This is a genomic window from Geothrix oryzae, assembly GCF_030295385.1.
Lineage (GTDB): Bacteria > Acidobacteriota > Holophagae > Holophagales > Holophagaceae > Geothrix > Geothrix oryzae.
Map to the genome: position 1 here is coordinate 73,272 of NZ_AP027079.1, position 14,441 is coordinate 87,712.

The 14,441-nt window shown below is 68.4% G+C and carries 12 protein-coding genes; 6 read left to right on the forward strand and 6 right to left on the reverse strand.

Annotation, left to right across the window (positions count from 1 at the left end):
- Nucleotides 1-6: 6 nt before the first annotated feature.
- The 3 genes from QUD34_RS00335 to QUD34_RS00345 are packed head-to-tail and all read right to left on the reverse strand — an operon-like array spanning nucleotide 7 to nucleotide 3,163.
- Entirely contained in the window at nucleotides 7-723 is a 717-nt protein-coding gene (locus QUD34_RS00335) for a HisA/HisF-related TIM barrel protein (RefSeq protein ID WP_286354592.1), read from the reverse strand.
- A gap of 50 nt (nucleotides 724-773) precedes the next feature.
- Nucleotides 774-1,481, reverse strand: a complete 708-nt coding sequence (locus QUD34_RS00340; protein WP_286354593.1) for a ribonuclease III family protein — start codon at nucleotides 1,479-1,481, stop codon at nucleotides 774-776.
- Nucleotides 1,478-3,163 carry a serine/threonine-protein kinase gene (locus QUD34_RS00345; protein WP_286354594.1) on the reverse strand — a complete coding sequence of 562 codons (1,686 nt, stop codon included), beginning with the start codon at nucleotides 3,161-3,163 and terminating at the stop codon, nucleotides 1,478-1,480. The genes QUD34_RS00340 and QUD34_RS00345 overlap by 4 nt, the downstream gene beginning before the upstream one ends.
- 160 nt (nucleotides 3,164-3,323) lie before the next feature.
- Here QUD34_RS00345 and QUD34_RS00350 point away from each other — a divergent pair, with 160 nt between their 5' ends.
- Nucleotides 3,324-4,715 carry a hypothetical protein gene (locus tag QUD34_RS00350; RefSeq protein WP_286354595.1) on the forward strand — a complete coding sequence of 464 codons (1,392 nt, stop codon included), beginning with the start codon at nucleotides 3,324-3,326 and terminating at the stop codon, nucleotides 4,713-4,715.
- A gap of 23 nt (nucleotides 4,716-4,738) precedes the next feature.
- Here the strand turns inward: QUD34_RS00350 and QUD34_RS00355 are convergent, their stop codons facing one another.
- Nucleotides 4,739-8,569, reverse strand: coding sequence for a glycosyltransferase (locus QUD34_RS00355; RefSeq protein ID WP_286354596.1), 3,831 nt, complete (start codon nucleotides 8,567-8,569; stop codon nucleotides 4,739-4,741).
- Nucleotides 8,570-8,794: 225 nt separating this feature from the next.
- Complete coding sequence (locus QUD34_RS00360; RefSeq protein ID WP_286354597.1) at nucleotides 8,795-10,114, reverse strand: tetratricopeptide repeat-containing glycosyltransferase family 2 protein; 1,320 nt, start codon at nucleotides 10,112-10,114, stop codon at nucleotides 8,795-8,797.
- Between the two features lie 172 nt (nucleotides 10,115-10,286).
- Between QUD34_RS00360 and QUD34_RS00365 the strand changes: the two genes are divergently transcribed.
- From QUD34_RS00365 to QUD34_RS00385, 5 genes are all read left to right on the forward strand, one after another.
- A complete protein-coding gene (locus QUD34_RS00365; protein WP_286354598.1) occupies nucleotides 10,287-11,012 on the forward strand; it encodes a flagellin in 726 nt (241 codons plus the stop codon).
- Between the two features lie 69 nt (nucleotides 11,013-11,081).
- Nucleotides 11,082-11,474, forward strand: coding sequence for a flagellar protein FlaG (locus tag QUD34_RS00370; protein ID WP_286354599.1), 393 nt, complete (start codon nucleotides 11,082-11,084; stop codon nucleotides 11,472-11,474).
- Nucleotides 11,475-11,498: 24 nt separating this feature from the next.
- Complete coding sequence (fliD, locus tag QUD34_RS00375) at nucleotides 11,499-12,959, forward strand: flagellar filament capping protein FliD (RefSeq protein ID WP_286354600.1); 1,461 nt, start codon at nucleotides 11,499-11,501, stop codon at nucleotides 12,957-12,959.
- Between the two features lie 53 nt (nucleotides 12,960-13,012).
- On the forward strand, nucleotides 13,013-13,441 hold the full coding sequence (gene fliS / locus QUD34_RS00380) for a flagellar export chaperone FliS (RefSeq protein WP_286354601.1): 429 nt from the start codon (nucleotides 13,013-13,015) through the stop codon (nucleotides 13,439-13,441).
- Complete coding sequence (locus QUD34_RS00385) at nucleotides 13,438-13,737, forward strand: hypothetical protein (protein WP_286354602.1); 300 nt, start codon at nucleotides 13,438-13,440, stop codon at nucleotides 13,735-13,737. Before fliS ends, QUD34_RS00385 begins: the two co-directional genes overlap by 4 nt.
- 5 nt (nucleotides 13,738-13,742) lie before the next feature.
- Here QUD34_RS00385 and upp read toward each other — a convergent pair whose 3' ends face one another.
- The gene (gene upp, locus QUD34_RS00390) at nucleotides 13,743-14,369 is read right to left on the reverse strand and encodes a uracil phosphoribosyltransferase (protein WP_286354603.1); all 627 of its coding nucleotides are present in this window, start codon (nucleotides 14,367-14,369) and stop codon (nucleotides 13,743-13,745) included.
- Nucleotides 14,370-14,441: the final 72 nt, after the last annotated feature.

A 14,441-nucleotide genomic window follows, 5' to 3' on the forward strand; every position in this document is an offset into this window, starting at 1 on the left:
CTCCGTTCAGGCGCAGGCGGCTTGGAGGAGGGCCAGGAGTTCCGGATCTTCCCGGAAGAGCAGGGCGTCCACCAGGGCGCCCTTGAGCCCCTGGTGGGCATGGACCGCCGCGAGGTGGCGCGGGGAGGTGATGCTGCCGCCCATGACCACGGGCAAGCCCGTCGAGGAGGCCAGCAGCTGCGCCGTCTCGAAATCGGGATCCGAGCCGGGATCCTCGGGAATGTCCACGAACAGCAGGCGCCGGAACCCGTAGGCCTTGGCCCGGAGGGCCAGGTCCTGGGCGCTGAGGGCCGAGGCATCCACCCAGCCCGAGCGATGGACCTTGCCCCCCCGGGCGTCGATGGCCGCGGTGAGGAAGGGTTGGAACCGCGCCATCAGCTGCTCGGCCACCATGGGGGACTTGTGGAGGATGGTGCCGGCCACCAGCCAGGCGGCGCCCAGGTCGATGAAGAACTGGGCCTGGTCGGAGCTGCGGATGCCGCCGGCCACCTGGATGCAGACCTTGCGGTCCCGGGCGTGGCAGCGCTGGAGGATCTGGGCGATGAGGTCGCGGTTGTTGCCCTTGCCCATGGCCGCGTCCACATCCACGAGGGCCATGCGGGTGGTGCCCTCGTCGAGGAGCCGGGCCGCGAGATCCAGGGGCGCCTCCGCGCACGGATCTCCGTCCCCCGTGGTGGGGACCACACGGCCGTGCTGGAGGTTCAAAGTCGGGTAGATCTTCAAGCGTACACCCCGGTAGACCGGCAGAGGGGAGTGTAACGCAAGGCTTGGGCCTATGTGGATCCCGTGAGCAGATCCAGGAGCCGCCGGGCGGCATCCCCTTCGGCCCGCTTGCGGGAGGGGCCACAGGCCTCGGCCTGGAGCGCGCCCACCTCGGCGCGCACCGTGAAGCGCGGCGCGTGGCCCGGGCCCGACTGGGACACCTGGGTGTAGACGGGCGCGGGGCGGCCCAGGCGGGCGGCCGTCTCCTGCAGGGTGGTCTTGGGATCCAGCCGGGCCCAGGCCTCGGGGGCGGCGGACCGGATGGGCCCGAGGAACCGCGCCTCCACCAGGGCCAGGACGACGGCCGTACCATCCTGGCCCGAGGCCTGGGCATCCAGGAACAGGGCCGCAAGAATGGCCTCCAGGGCGTCGGCCAGGGGCTTGGGCCCCATGGGCGGGGCCTTGCGCGGGTGGGTGGCGGTGAGGGCGCGGTCCAGGCCCAGGTCGAGGGCCCACTCGTGCAGCGAGTCCGTGCGCACGAGGACGCCGCGGAACTTGCTCATGGGACCCTCCTGCCAGTCCGGGCGCTCCCGGTGCAGCAGGAACGCCACGGCGAAATTGAGGAGGGCGTCCCCCAGGAACTCCAGTCGCTGGTTGTCCCGGCCCTTGGAGGCGGAAATGTGGGTCAGCGCCTCCTGGAGCAGGGCGCGGTCCGCAAAGGGGTGGCCCAACCGGGCCTCCAGATCGCTCAGGCTGTCGGGGCGTCGGGCCGTGGTCAATTCGCCAGCTCCGGGGGGAGCTTCCGGTTGAGCCGGGCCTTGTTGAACGCGGTCCTGAACCGGATGTTGCGGGTCATCTGCCCCACGAGCCCCTGCTGCCGGGCTTCGCGGACCTCCTGGACGAACTCGGCCGTGCGGCCCTGTTCCCACAGCACCGCCGCCAGCCACGCACGGGCGTTGGCATTGGTGGGATCCGCCTTGAGGGCCTGCCGGAAGCCGTGGACGGCCTTGTCGGGCTGGCTGTCGGCCAGCTGGATGGCCTCGCTGAGGGACACATGCCCGAGGTTCATGCGCTCGTGGGTCTCCAGCTTGTCGAGCTTCTCAGGCTGGTACCGCTCGGGCTGGTCGATGACCCGGGGTTCCTCCGCCTTGCGCTCCGCCACGCGGGGTTCGGAGGATCTGGCGGCGGGGCCGGAGGGCTCGCCGATCCCGGAACTGGCCTCGGGGTTAACCCCGGAGCTGGGCTTGGCCTGGAGCGCGGGGGCGGCTTTGGCGCCCGGGCCGGAGGTGGCCGTGCGGGGGGCCGGATCGGCCTTTGGATCGACGGGGGGGGTGGAAGGCAGGGCCGCTTCCGGGGCCGGGGCCTCGGGGTGGCCGCTCCGCAGCGCCCACCAGCCTGCGCCGCCGGCGCCGGCCAGGACGAGGGCGGCAAGGCCGATCCAGAGACCCCGCTTGTTACTGGCGGTGGGGGGAGGCGCCATCGGGGCGGAGGTTGGCGGTACGGAGGTCGCGACGGGCGTGGTCAGGACTACCGGGGCCTGGACGGTGGGAGCCGAGGTCGGGGAGGTCGCCGCGGCCCGGGCCGGAGCCGTGGGGGCGGAGGTCTGGAGGAGGGAGGTGGCCTCCTCCACCTGACCCTGCCAGGAGGGATCCTTGGCCGAGCGCAGGGCCTTGGCGAGGTCCTCGGCCGTCTGGAACCGCTCGTCGGGGTTCTTGGCGAGGGAGCGGTCCAGCACCGAGCGGATGGCGGGGCTGAGGCCGCGGAGCTTCTCGACCTCGATGGGCTCGGGCTCCTCATTCACGATCTTGTACAGCACGGTGGGGGTGGTGTCGCCGGCGAAGGGCTTGCGGCCGCTCAGGCACTCGTAGAGCATCACGCCCACGGCGAAGAGGTCGCTGCGGGGATCGGGCTTGCCGGTGCGGATGTATTCCGGCGCCATGTAGCTCACCGTGCCCATGACCATGCCCGTGGCGGTCATGTCGGAGTTGCTGATCTTGGCCACGCCGAAATCCATGACCTTGGCGTGGAGCCGCCGCCCGTCCTGCTGCACGCGAACATTGGTGGGCTTGATGTCGCGGTGGACGATGTGCTGGCGGTGGGCGAAGCCGAGGCCGTCGCAGACCTGGGCCAGCACCTCGAGGGCCTCGGAGCGCGTGAGGGACTGCTCCTGGAGCAGCTCGTCCAGGTCGTGCCCCTTCACGAATTCCATGGCGATGTAGAGCACGCCCTGGTCCTCGCCGAATTCGTAGATCGTCACCAGGTTCGGGTGGTTGAGCACGCCGGCGGCCCGGGCCTCCCGGGCGAAGCGCTCCTTGGCCTCCCCGCCCTGCGCGGCCGCGGGGAGGATGGTCTTGATGGCCACTTCGCGGCCGATGGAGGGATCCACGCCGAGGTAGACCTCGCCCATGGCGCCATTGCCCAGCACGCGCTTGATCTCGAATTTGCCGAGCTTCTCGAACATGAAAGGAGACCCCTGGGCATGGAGTGGTTGGAGGGACAGCATAGGTCCACTCCTGATCCGGGCCAAGGGACTTGGGATATTTCGGCATCCCCCAGCCCGTTTCCGACTGGCATCCTGGCGCGGAACATGCAAACTTGGATGCAATCCACCCGGAGCCCCGGTGACCGAAGTCCGTCTCCGCCATTTTCTGCCGGCCCTCATGGGGTCCCTGCATCAGCAGCGGGCCGAAGGGGAGCTTGTACTCGAGCAGAACGACGGCACGCGCCGGCTGTACTGGGCGGGGGGCGACCTGGTGAACCTCCGCAGCGACGCGGTGGGCGAGCAGTTCGGCAATTTCCTCATCCGGCGGGGCGTGCTGGACATGGCTTCGCTCAAGGAGCTGCTGGCCGATGGCGAAGGCTCCCGCATGGGCGATCGCGTGGTGCAGTGGGGCCTCATGACGGTCGCCGAGCGGGACGATCGCCTGCATGAGCTGATGGGCTCGGTGCTGCTCCACGCCATGGAGCATCCGATCCTTAAGATGACCTGGAATCCAGGGGCGCTGGACCAGAGCCTCACCGGCGAGTTCCAGTTCCGGCCGGACCACCGCCGGCTCGTGTGGGATACCTTCCAGAATGCCAAGATCGACCGCGAGCTGGTGGAGATGTTCCGCAGCGAACCGGGTTGGCGCTGGGAGGCGCGGCCGGATCTGCTGGAGGCCCTGAGTGATCTGCCCCTGACGCCCACCCTCGCCTACGCGCTGTCCCTGCTGGGCCATGAGTCCTTGGGCTACGAAACCATCGGTTCCCTCTCAAGCCTGCCCGCGGACGAGGCCGCCCGTCTGGTGGCCACGCTGTGGGCCCTGGGGGGGCTGACCCTGGTGAAGGGCGAACTGCCGCTCGTGCCCAAAGAGGAGCCGCCGCCGGTCCTCCTCGAACCCGAGCCCGAAGTACCGGAACCCATCCTGCTGGAGCAGGACGACCTGGTGTTCGAGTCCAGCCCCGAGCCCGCGCCCCTCCCGCCGCCAACGCCTTCTTCGCTTCCCCCTTTGTCGGATGCGCTGGACCAGGTCTTCGCGGAGCCGGCGCCCAGCCTGCCGCTGCTGCCCTCTGCGGCGGAAGAAGAAGCCCTGTCGCCCGCCGAGCGGGCTCACCGGCTGGTGATCAAGGCGAAGTCCTACATGATGCAGGCCCGGACGAGCGAAGCGATCCGCGCCCTGGAGCAGTCCATCAAGCTCGATGGGGACTCGGCCTCGGCCTACGAGGCCTGGCTCCTGCTGGGGCGGCTTCGGATCGGCAATCCCGCCTGGTCCACTCGGGCGGTCGAGGCTCTGCAGGTGGCGTCCCGCATCAACCCCCGCGCGGCTGAGCCCTGGGCCCTCATGGGCGAGCTCTACCACCGCAAGGGCTTCCAGGCCAACGCCCAGGGCTGTTTCCGGCGCGCCCTGGAACTGGATCCCTCCGTGGCCGTGCCCTCCGACTACGGTGGAGATGATGGTTCCGGCCCGTCCGCTCGAGAAGGCCACGGCCTCATGGGCAAGCTGAAAGCCATGCTGGGGCGGGAGAAGGGCTGACGGGGTCCTTGGGTCAGGCTGCGTCAGGCCTGGGCGAGGGATCGGCGAGCCTGTGAAAACTTGAGTCCCGCCAGACTGCAGAGTCCGGCGGTGGCTCCCCGGCCGGGGGGGATCGATTCGCGGATGAGGTAGGGCTTCAGGGTTCCCTCCAGATCATCGCCGGGGCCGAGGATGAAAATGTCGGGGAAATCCGTGCGGCCCATCTTCTGGGCCACCGCGACCACCCGTTGTTCCGCTTCGGCCACGCTGAGGCCTGCCCCTTCCATCGACGGCAGCAGGAGGAGCGCCACGGGATCGCCTGGCGTGAAGGCCATCAGGTAGCTCACCACCACTTCGACCCAGCCGGATTGTGTCCAGTCGGGGGTGAAGAGGAGGGCGGTGGCCACTGGGGCGGAAGGCGGTGGCGCCTCGGCCCGGAAGCGCAGCGGCTGGCGTGCGGCGAGGGTGCGGATCCGTTCGGCCACCCGCTCGACCGGCCCTTCCCAACCTAGGTTCGCTTCTGCATAGGCCCGGGCCAGGGCGCCCTTGGCCCGGGCCTCCTCGGGATGGAGGGCCACGCTGGACAGGCATCCGGCTAGAAAGGCCTCGTCGGGCTCTTCCAGCCAGAAGCCCGAGGGACCCGGCAGGAGGTCGTCCACGCGGGGGATGGCGAGGGGCTGGCTGGGAATCCGATACGCCCAGTCGCCCTGGGTGAAATCCATGGCCGCCCCTCGGCCCGTCACGACCACGGGCAGGCCGCTGGCCATGGCCTCGGCGATGGGCAGCCCGAAGCCTTCGCCCCGATAGGGCATCACGAAGGCGTGGCAGCTTCGGTAGAGGGCCGACAGGTCGGCCTCGGAGAGGTCCTGCTGAAGGAACTCCACCTCCGGGGCCAGGGGGTCGGCCTGGAGGGCTTCCAGCTGTGACTGGAGTTCGGAGCCGCTGTAGACGCCTCCGCCCTGGGCCTTGATGACCAGGCAGACGCCATCGGCCGCGGTGAAGGCCCGGCGGTAGGCCCGGAGGAGCACATCGAAGCCCTTGCGGTAGATGGCGCCGCCCACATACAGGAAGCGGAAGGGCTTTCGCGTCTTCAGGGGGAATCCGGGGCCTTCGGGACAGAACCGAGTGGTGTCCACGCCCAGGGAGATGACCACCACCTTGTCTTCCGGCACGCCGCTTTCGAGGTAGCGATCGCGTAACCAGGAGGTGTAGACCCAGATCTCGTCCACGGCTTCCACCATGGGGCGGATCCAGGCCTGGGGGAGGCCGCCGAACTCCCAGGGCTGGATCATGACCCAGCAACCCGACCGCGGCGGGGAGAAGCGGGGCGGCCACTGATGGCGGACATGGACGCGCACGGGACCCGCTGGCGGGTGATTCACGCGTGCAGCCAGGGGCAGGAAGGCGGGGTGATCCTCGGGACGGAACTGATCGGCTTCATAGGGGACCAGGCACAGGTCCAGGCTCTCGTCGCGTAGCAGGCCGAGGCTGATCTGGCGGTTCACATGCGCCAGGCTGTGCCACACGAACTGGGATCCTTCCCACACCACGGAAGGGGACGCGTCCTCCGGGGCAAGGCCTTCGCGATCCGTGGAGGGGGCCGCTTCCCAGAGGCCCTTCCAGACCCTCAGGGTCTCCCTGGCCACGGATTCCCAGCTGAACCGGCCGGCCTGGACCGCCCCCCGGACCTTCAGGCCCTGCCGCAGGGACTCGTCCCCGAGCAGCGTGAGCATGCCCTTGGCCAGGGCCACGGCATCGCCGGGAGGGATCATCAGCGCGGCATCGCCGGCCACCTCGGGCAGTGAACTCGAGGTGGTGGTGATGACGGGGCACCCGCAGGCCATGGCTTCCAGCACGGGGAGGCCGAACCCTTCATAGTCCGAGGGGAACAGCAGGGCCGTCGCCGAGCGGTAGAGGCATTCCAGTTCGACCCTGGGCAGGAATCCGGTAAAGACGACGCTCTGGACGCCCTGCGCGCGAAGCCGATCCCGCCAGGCCCGTGCGGCGGGGCTGTCGAGGCTTCCCACCACGACCAGCTGTACCACCTGGGACCGGCGGATCTCCGCAAAGGCCTGGAGGCTGAGGTCGAACCGCTTATGGTCATCCAGGGCCCCCACCACGAGGAAGAAAGGGCCCTCGAGCCCCCACTCCGTCCGGACCTTCTGGATGGTTTCAGGAGAGACGGGGGGCCCCGAGTGTTGATTGAGGCCTGCCAGAATGGCGTCCAGGCGGGCCTCCGGCAGACTCAGGTGGGCGATGAGATCCTGGCGGGTATGTTCGGAGCAGGTGAGGATCTGCGCGCGGCTCTGCTTCAGCGCCTCGAGGCGTTCTGCATATTCTTCCTGGAGGTCCTGGGGCCAGCGATCCAGGTAGCGCTCCCGGAGGAGGAGGGGGATCAGGTCATAGAAGGTGACGGTGAGGGGCGTTCTCGCCGGGAAGGCGGGGCCTACCAGGACGGGGTTGGGCACGAAAAGGAGATCGGGTACATGGACGAGGTCGTGGTCCTCGGCCCGGAAGGTCCCGAAGGACGAGAACTCGAGGTTGGGAAGGCACCGGAGGCGGTCCAGGGCCCAGTTCGAAAGCTCTGGCGCGTCCAGGAAGAGGCGGTAGCGCCAGTGGGGTGTGAGCGCGGCGAGGGCCTGGAGGTGGTGGAGGGTGTAGTGGCCGATGCCCTGCTGGGTGGATCCCAGGTTGGCGAGCGTGCGGCCATCCACACCGATGGTGCGCTCCCAGGAGTTGGCCTCGGCCCGGGGATGGGTGCGGACGGAACCTTGGGGCCGCCGACCCGTCGCGACCCAGTGCCGGTACCACCGGCCGTCCAACACCACGGCCATCAGGTCGCGGGTGCTTTCCTCCCAGGTCAGGCGCCGGATTCCGCGTGAGTCGGGCGCGCGGGTTTCCGCGGCGAGCGCCAGCCACTCCGCCACGCGATCAGCCAGAGCCTCGGGATCCGGTCCCGAGAAGTAGAAGGCGCCTTCTCCTGCGACCTCACGGAACACGGGGATGTCCCGGGCCAGGAGGGGGAGGCCGTGCTGGGCGGCCTCGATCAAGGGAAGGCCGAACCCCTCGCCTTCGCTGGCCGCGATGAGGCAGTCGGAGGCGTCGTAGAGCTGTTCGAGGTATTCGTCACTGGCACCCTCGACCCAGAACAGGCGCCGATTCCGCTCCGGGTGATGAGTGCGGAGGCGGTGGACCAGCTTCTCCACGGACCAGCCCTCGCCTCCCACGAACAGGAGGTTCGCGTCCACCCCTCGGGCCCAGAGCCGATCAAAGGCCTCCAGCACCTGCCGATGCCCCTTCCGCGGTTCCAGCGTGGCCACCATCAGGAAGGTGGGGCGCTGCCGGAGCTCCGTGAGCAGCCCCTCGGCCTCTGGGGGGATCCCGCGGCTGGGCAGGAAGGCCCCCAGGTCGGCCCCCAGGTGGAACCACCCCACGGGAAGAGGTGTCTTCCGTCGGGGGCCGTGGGCCTCGAGCCAGGCCAGCGCCTCATCCGCCACGGCTTTGGAAATGCAGATGAGCCCATCCATCTCGGCCAGCCGCGAAAGCCACGGGGCGTGGAGGAGGGCCGAACCCTGGCCCGGGAAGGCGTGGGGGAGAAGGATGGGGAGCAGGTCATAGACGAGAGAGCAGACCCGGACCCCGGCCCGTCGAAGGGCCTGGAAGGTCTCGGGCTGGATCAGGACTGCCTCATGGTTGAGGTCGAGGCCGAGGAAAACATCCCCCCGCGTGGCGGTCATGGGTTCGTCCTGGGCATCGGGCCCCTGGCCGAGGCGATGCAGGAACTGGCGTGCATAGAGGAACCCGGGCCGTTCGGGGTGGGCGTAGACGGGCTCGACCTGGAATCCAGCCGGGGGGTGCGCCAGAAGCTCGCGCATGACATTCCGCACGACCCGTTGGATTCCCGTTTTCCGGTCGTAGAGGGCCAGGTTGGTTACATCGACCAGCAGTTGGCGAGGAGCCGGCGGCGCCCCCCTCCCTTCGCGGCGGGAAGCGTCTGCGCGGGGGCTGGCGGAATGGCGGGGTTTGGCCATGGGGAACCTAGCGGATGGGGGCGGTGGGCCCAGGCCGGGCCATCGGAGGAAGGACGCGCGCGGCTTGGCTCATGCCCGGCGGGTTAGATCGTTTCGAAGGCGCAGGAGCCCCGCGTGGTCCGGAACGATCCGGAGGCCCTGCTCCAGGAAGGCCAGGGCGCGATCGGACTGCCCCTGGGCCAGCATCCCCACCGCGGCCAGCCAGTGCCAGATGCCTTCGCCCCCGTTGGGGCAGACCTGGAGGGCCTCTTGGGCGTCCCTGGAGGCCAGCTCGTTCTGTTGGCTGTCCAGGTCCAGCTTGATCAGGGCCCGGTACAGGCGCTCGTTCGCGGGGCTGTGCCCGAGGCCGTCCCGCAGTGTCGCCCGGGCCCTGTCGGGCCAGCCCGCCTGGTGCTCGAGGCTGGAGAGCAAGTGCACGGACGGGGCGAAGCCGGGGTTGGAAGCGATGGCCTTCTTCAGGGCCTCCATGGCCTCCCTGGGGCGCTGGACCGCTACGAGGGCCAGCGCCTGGACATGGCGCGCCAGCGTGTTGCGCGGCTCAGAGCGCAGCACACGCTCCAGGAGGGGCAGGGCTTCGGCTGGATTTCCCAGGTTCAGCCGGGCTTCCGCGGCGGCGATCAGCACGAAGGCGGGAGGGTGCTTCTCCAGCTTCTGGAAGGCCCTGAAGGCCTTGAGGACCAGCTTCCAGTCCTCCAGCATCTTGGCCTGCATGAGCAACAGGAATTGTGCGTGGGCATTGCCGGGCGTCCGCGCGGCTTCCTGCTCGGCAATGGCCAGGTACAGGGGCTGCTTGGACCGGTCGTAGTCCGTGGCGAGCTTCCCATAGTGATGGATGACCGCGGGACAGGTTCCCACGGGGAGCCCCTTCGCCTGGAAATACCCATCCAGGATCTCGTGGATGGCTCCCCGAAAGGCCAGGTCCGGGAAGTTCCGGCAGAGGCGCAGCAAGGGGACATCCACGAAGTAGGAACAGGAGGAGCCCTCGGTGTACGAAGATGTATTCTGGCTGGGCACCTGGTCGAAGCAGAGCACATCTCCCGTGGGCACATAGCTTCGGACGGGCAGGCAAAATGCCGGGGCGCTCCCGGACTGGAGGGCGTCCCGGATCACCGCGTGGTCCGTCCGGTCCACGGCCTCATCGGCGTCCAGCACCAGCACCCATTCCTGGGTGCAGAGGCCGAGGGCGGCGTTTCTCGCGGCGGCAAAGTCGTTGCACCACTGGAAGTGGCCGATTTTGGAACCAAAGGACGAGGCGATCTCGAGGGTGCGGTCCGTCGACCCCGTGTCCAGGATCACGATCTCATCAACCAGGCCCTCGATCGAGCCCAGGCAGTGGAGGAGGTTGGCCTCCTCATTCTTGACGATCATGGCCAGCGACAGCGTGGGCATGCCCCATTGGAGCCCGGCTGGCCCCCGGCGGCAATAGGATGGGCGCCGTTCCCCGGGGCCCCTCAAAAAAAGTTAAAGGTTTTTCGACCCCGGCCCGAAAGGGAGAAAGTCGGGGGTTCCCCCCACACAACTTGGTGGCACGGATGCCGCCGTTTGCATCACGGAGGATGCTATGTCAGTTCTCAATAACGTTGCCGCCCTGGGCGCTGCCCGTCAGATCGGCGTCACCAGCCTCAACCTCCAGAAGACCGTGGAGCGCCTCAGCACCGGCAAGCGCATCAATCGCGCGAACGACGACGCCGCCGGCCTGTCCATCGCCAACACCCTGGGCGCCGACGCCCGGGTCGCCACCCAGGCCTCCCGGAACGCCATGGACGGCTACTTCCAGGTCCAGACCGCGGACTCCTACATGGAAGAGGCCACGGCCCTCGCCACCCGCGCCGCTGAGCTGGAATCGGCCTACAAGGGCGCCGACACCGCCGGCAAGACCGCGATCGACGCCGAGTACAAGACCATCGGCGATGCCATCACGAAGTTCGATGGCCAGCGCGCGACCATCACCGCCGATGCCGGCGTCTACGGTTCGGTCACCGCCACCAAGACGGCCGTCACCGCCCTCGCCGCCTCCGCGGCCAGCGGCAATGCCGCCACCGTCCTGGCGGACATCGCCAAGGAGCGCGGCAACTACGGCGCCGTCATGACGCAGCTGCAGAGCTACGGCAACTCGCTCGCGACGATCTCCGAGAACAAGACCGCCCAGTACGACCAGATCATGGGTGCGGATATCGGCGCCGAAGTGGTGAAGATGTCCAAGTTCCAGATCCTGAACCAGGCGGGCATCAGCGCCCTGAGCCAGGCCAATTCGGCCGGCCAGTCCGTCCTCGCGCTCCTTCGCTAGTAGGGATGGCTGATCATTCGGGGGGGCAGGTCAAACCTGCCCTCCCGAATGTCAGCTGAGGAGGCTGAAATGGCCGATCTCATCACCCCCACAGGCAGCTTGGCGGCCGGCGTTCAGGCGGTTTTTTTCAACGCTCCGAAGGCCCAGCCGGTCTCAGACCGACCCGCCCAAGTTGACGAACCCCGGCCCGCACAGCCGGGAACGGGGAACCCAGGTGCACCCGCGATGACGCTTGATCGGGCCGTGGAGGCCTTGCAGGCGCATGTCCAGCAGTCCTCGTCGGAACTCCGGTTCCTGGTGGACAAGGGCACGGGAAAAATGTATTTCAAGGTCGTCGACCACTCCACCGGAGAGGTCATCCTTCAGATTCCCTCCGAGGAGGTTCTGGGAGCGGCGAGGAAATTGCGTGAGATGGCCGACGCCAAGACCGCCGCTGGCATCCTGGTGGACCAGAAGGGCTGAGCCCTGCTGGGAGGGAGGTATTCCATGGCATCATCATCGGTCAGTTTTTCGGGCATCTTTTCGGGCGTCCAGACGGATCAGCTGGTGACGGCCATCCTCCAGCAGGAAAGCCTCCCACTGCAGCGCTTGCAGGCTAGGCAGGCGGCCAACACCAAGCGCACCACTGCGCTGACCACCATGAGCAGCAACCTGGCGGCCCTGGGTTCCAGCCTGGCGGCCCTCAGCGCAACGAGTTTCGATGCCCGGAGCGTCGCGAGCTCGGATCCCAACGGCACTTATGTTTCGGCGACCGCTTCGGGGGCCGCCGTAGGCAGTTATGACCTCCGGGTCACCCAGGTCGCCACCCGGGCCCGGATCTCGCCAGCCCAGGGCCCGGATCTCGGGGGGCCCACCAACACGATGGCGGTCACCAACCCCCAGACCACCGCGATCTTCGCCCCGGGAAGCACGGAGAGCTTCGGCATCCGGGGGACGGATGGCGTGGTTCACACCTTCTCGCTCACCGATCCGGCCCAGAACAACCTCAATGCCTTGCGGGATGCCATCAACGCCTCCGGCGCGGGCGTGACCGCCGCGGTGGTCAACACGGGATCGGGCTCGACGCCTTACCAGCTGGTGCTGACGGCCCAGGACACCGGGACGGGCTCCACGCAGGGGGTGATCACCTTGGCGGACCTGACGGCCGGGGGTTCCACGAACACCATCGGCATCACCGCCTCCGCCGACCCCGTGACGCTGGCGGGCGGACTGCAGTCGCCCGCGGCGGTGGACGCCCTCTTCACCTTGAACGGCGTGTCGCTCACCCGGAAATCGAATGTGGTGACCGATGCGGTGGACGGGATGACCTTCACCCTCAAGCAAGGCGGTCAGACGGGCAGCACCACCCTGACGGTGAGTCAGGACAAGTCCGCCATCACGACGGCCATGCAGGATGTGGTGAGCAAGTACAACACCCTGCTCCAGGCCTACAAGGCGGCCACGGCCGTGACCAAGGACAGTTCCGGCAACAAGACCGCGGGCGTGCTGACGGGGGACGGGCAGACCCGCGCCATCATGCAGCAGGTGCGGGCCGCCCTCACGGGGGTCGCCACGGGGCTGCCCGGTGGCGCGACGCTCACGGCACCTTCGACCGTGGGTCTTAAGACTGGAGCCGACGGAACCCTCTCTCTCGATGTCACGGCTTTCCAGAAGGCCTTGGACACGGATCCGGCCGCCGTCAAACAGATCTTCACGAATGCGGCTGGTGGCGGCGTGGCCCAGGTGACCGGGAAGACCATCACCGACATCACGGCCGCCGTCACGGGCAGCCTGGCCCAGGACATGCAGCAGATCACCCTTCAGAACCAATCCCTGACCTCCCAGATCAGCACCTGGCAGTCGCGGATGGATCGCCGGAAGGCCGTGCTCACCGCGCAGTTCGCCCGGATGGAGTCGGCGGTGTCGCAGCTTCAGGGGTCCGCCACCGCGCTTTCCAAGCTGAGTTGAACTTGAGTTCGTCCGGGCCCGGACCGATGAGAATCTGAAGGAAGGCGTTCCCCATGACTCCTTATAGCCGCGCCACTGATCAGTACCTTGCCCAGAAGGTCATGGGCGCTTCGCCGGAACAGCTGGTCGCCATGCTGCTCGAAGCCGGGCAGCGGTACCTGCTCAAGACCGTGCAGGCCATGGGCCGGCGCGATTGCCCGGGCCAGGCCCAGGCCACGGACCGGGTCTTCGCCATCCTCCAGGAGCTGACCCTGCGCCTGAACCGGGAAGAAGGCGGGGAACTGGCCACCAACCTCCTCCGCACCTATGAATGGTGGGGTCGGGAACTGATGCAGGCGAACATGAAGCGGCAGCCCGAGAGGCTGGAGCGCATCAGTGAGCAGATGGGCGACCTGAAGCAGACCTGGGAGCAGCTGCATCAGATGAAGGTGGGCGCTGCTCAGGCCCAGACGCCCTTTCTGACCGGGGCCCTCGCGGGATGAGCGACGCCCTGGTACTTGGGCTGGTGGAGGAGCTGGAGGGCGTGCTCGCCGATCCGGCCTGGGTTGCCGATCCGGAGTTCCTGCTCGGATGGAACCAGCGGTTCGCGGAAGCCACGGCCCACGCCGAGCGCGGGTCAGAGTGGCCGGAGATCCTCAAGCGCGCCCATGCGTTGGGCGATCGGGTGCATCCGGTCGTCGACCGGTTGACCAAGGACATGGATGCGATCCGGCGCGAGCTCACGGAGCAGGAGCGCGGCCAGCGGGCGCTCAAGGGATACGGCGCCAGCGCCCGCTAAGGGCCCTACGCCGTTCCGAACAGCCGGTCGCCTGCATCGCCCAGGCCGGGGAGGATGTAGCCCTTGTCGTTGAGCTGGCGGTCCACGGCGCCCACGACGATCTTCAGGTCGGGATGGTCCGCGTGCAGGCGCTCGAGACCCTCGGGGGCGGCGAGCAGCGCGACGAGGGTGAGGTTCACCGCGCCGGCGCTCTTGAGCTGCCGTACGGCTTCTGAGGCGCTGCCGCCCGTGGCGAGCATGGGGTCGAGCACGAAGACGGGGCGCGCCTCGAGCATCGGCGGGAAGTTCCGGTAGTAGGGCACGGGCACCAGGGAATCGTGATCGCGGTATAGGCCTAGGTGGCCGACCTTGGCCGTCGGGAGCAGCTGCAGGAAGGACGGCAGCAGGCCGAGCCCCGCGCGCAGCACGGGAACCAGCACCAGGTCCAGTGACTTCAGGCGGAGCGTGGTGGTGCGCTCCAGCGGCGTTTCCACGACCACGGATTCGACGGGAAGGTCCCGCGTCGATTCGACCGCGAGGATCAGGCCGACCTCTTCGATCAGCGCGCGGAAGAGGCTCCCGGGCGTCTTGCGATCACGAATGAGAGAGAGCTTGTGGTGGACGAGGGGGTGGTCAAGCACATGGATCGTCATGGGTGCCTCGGCGATTTCCGGCGGGGTTCCACGGGCCGCATTCACGGCGCCGCAGGGGTGATGGATGGCGCG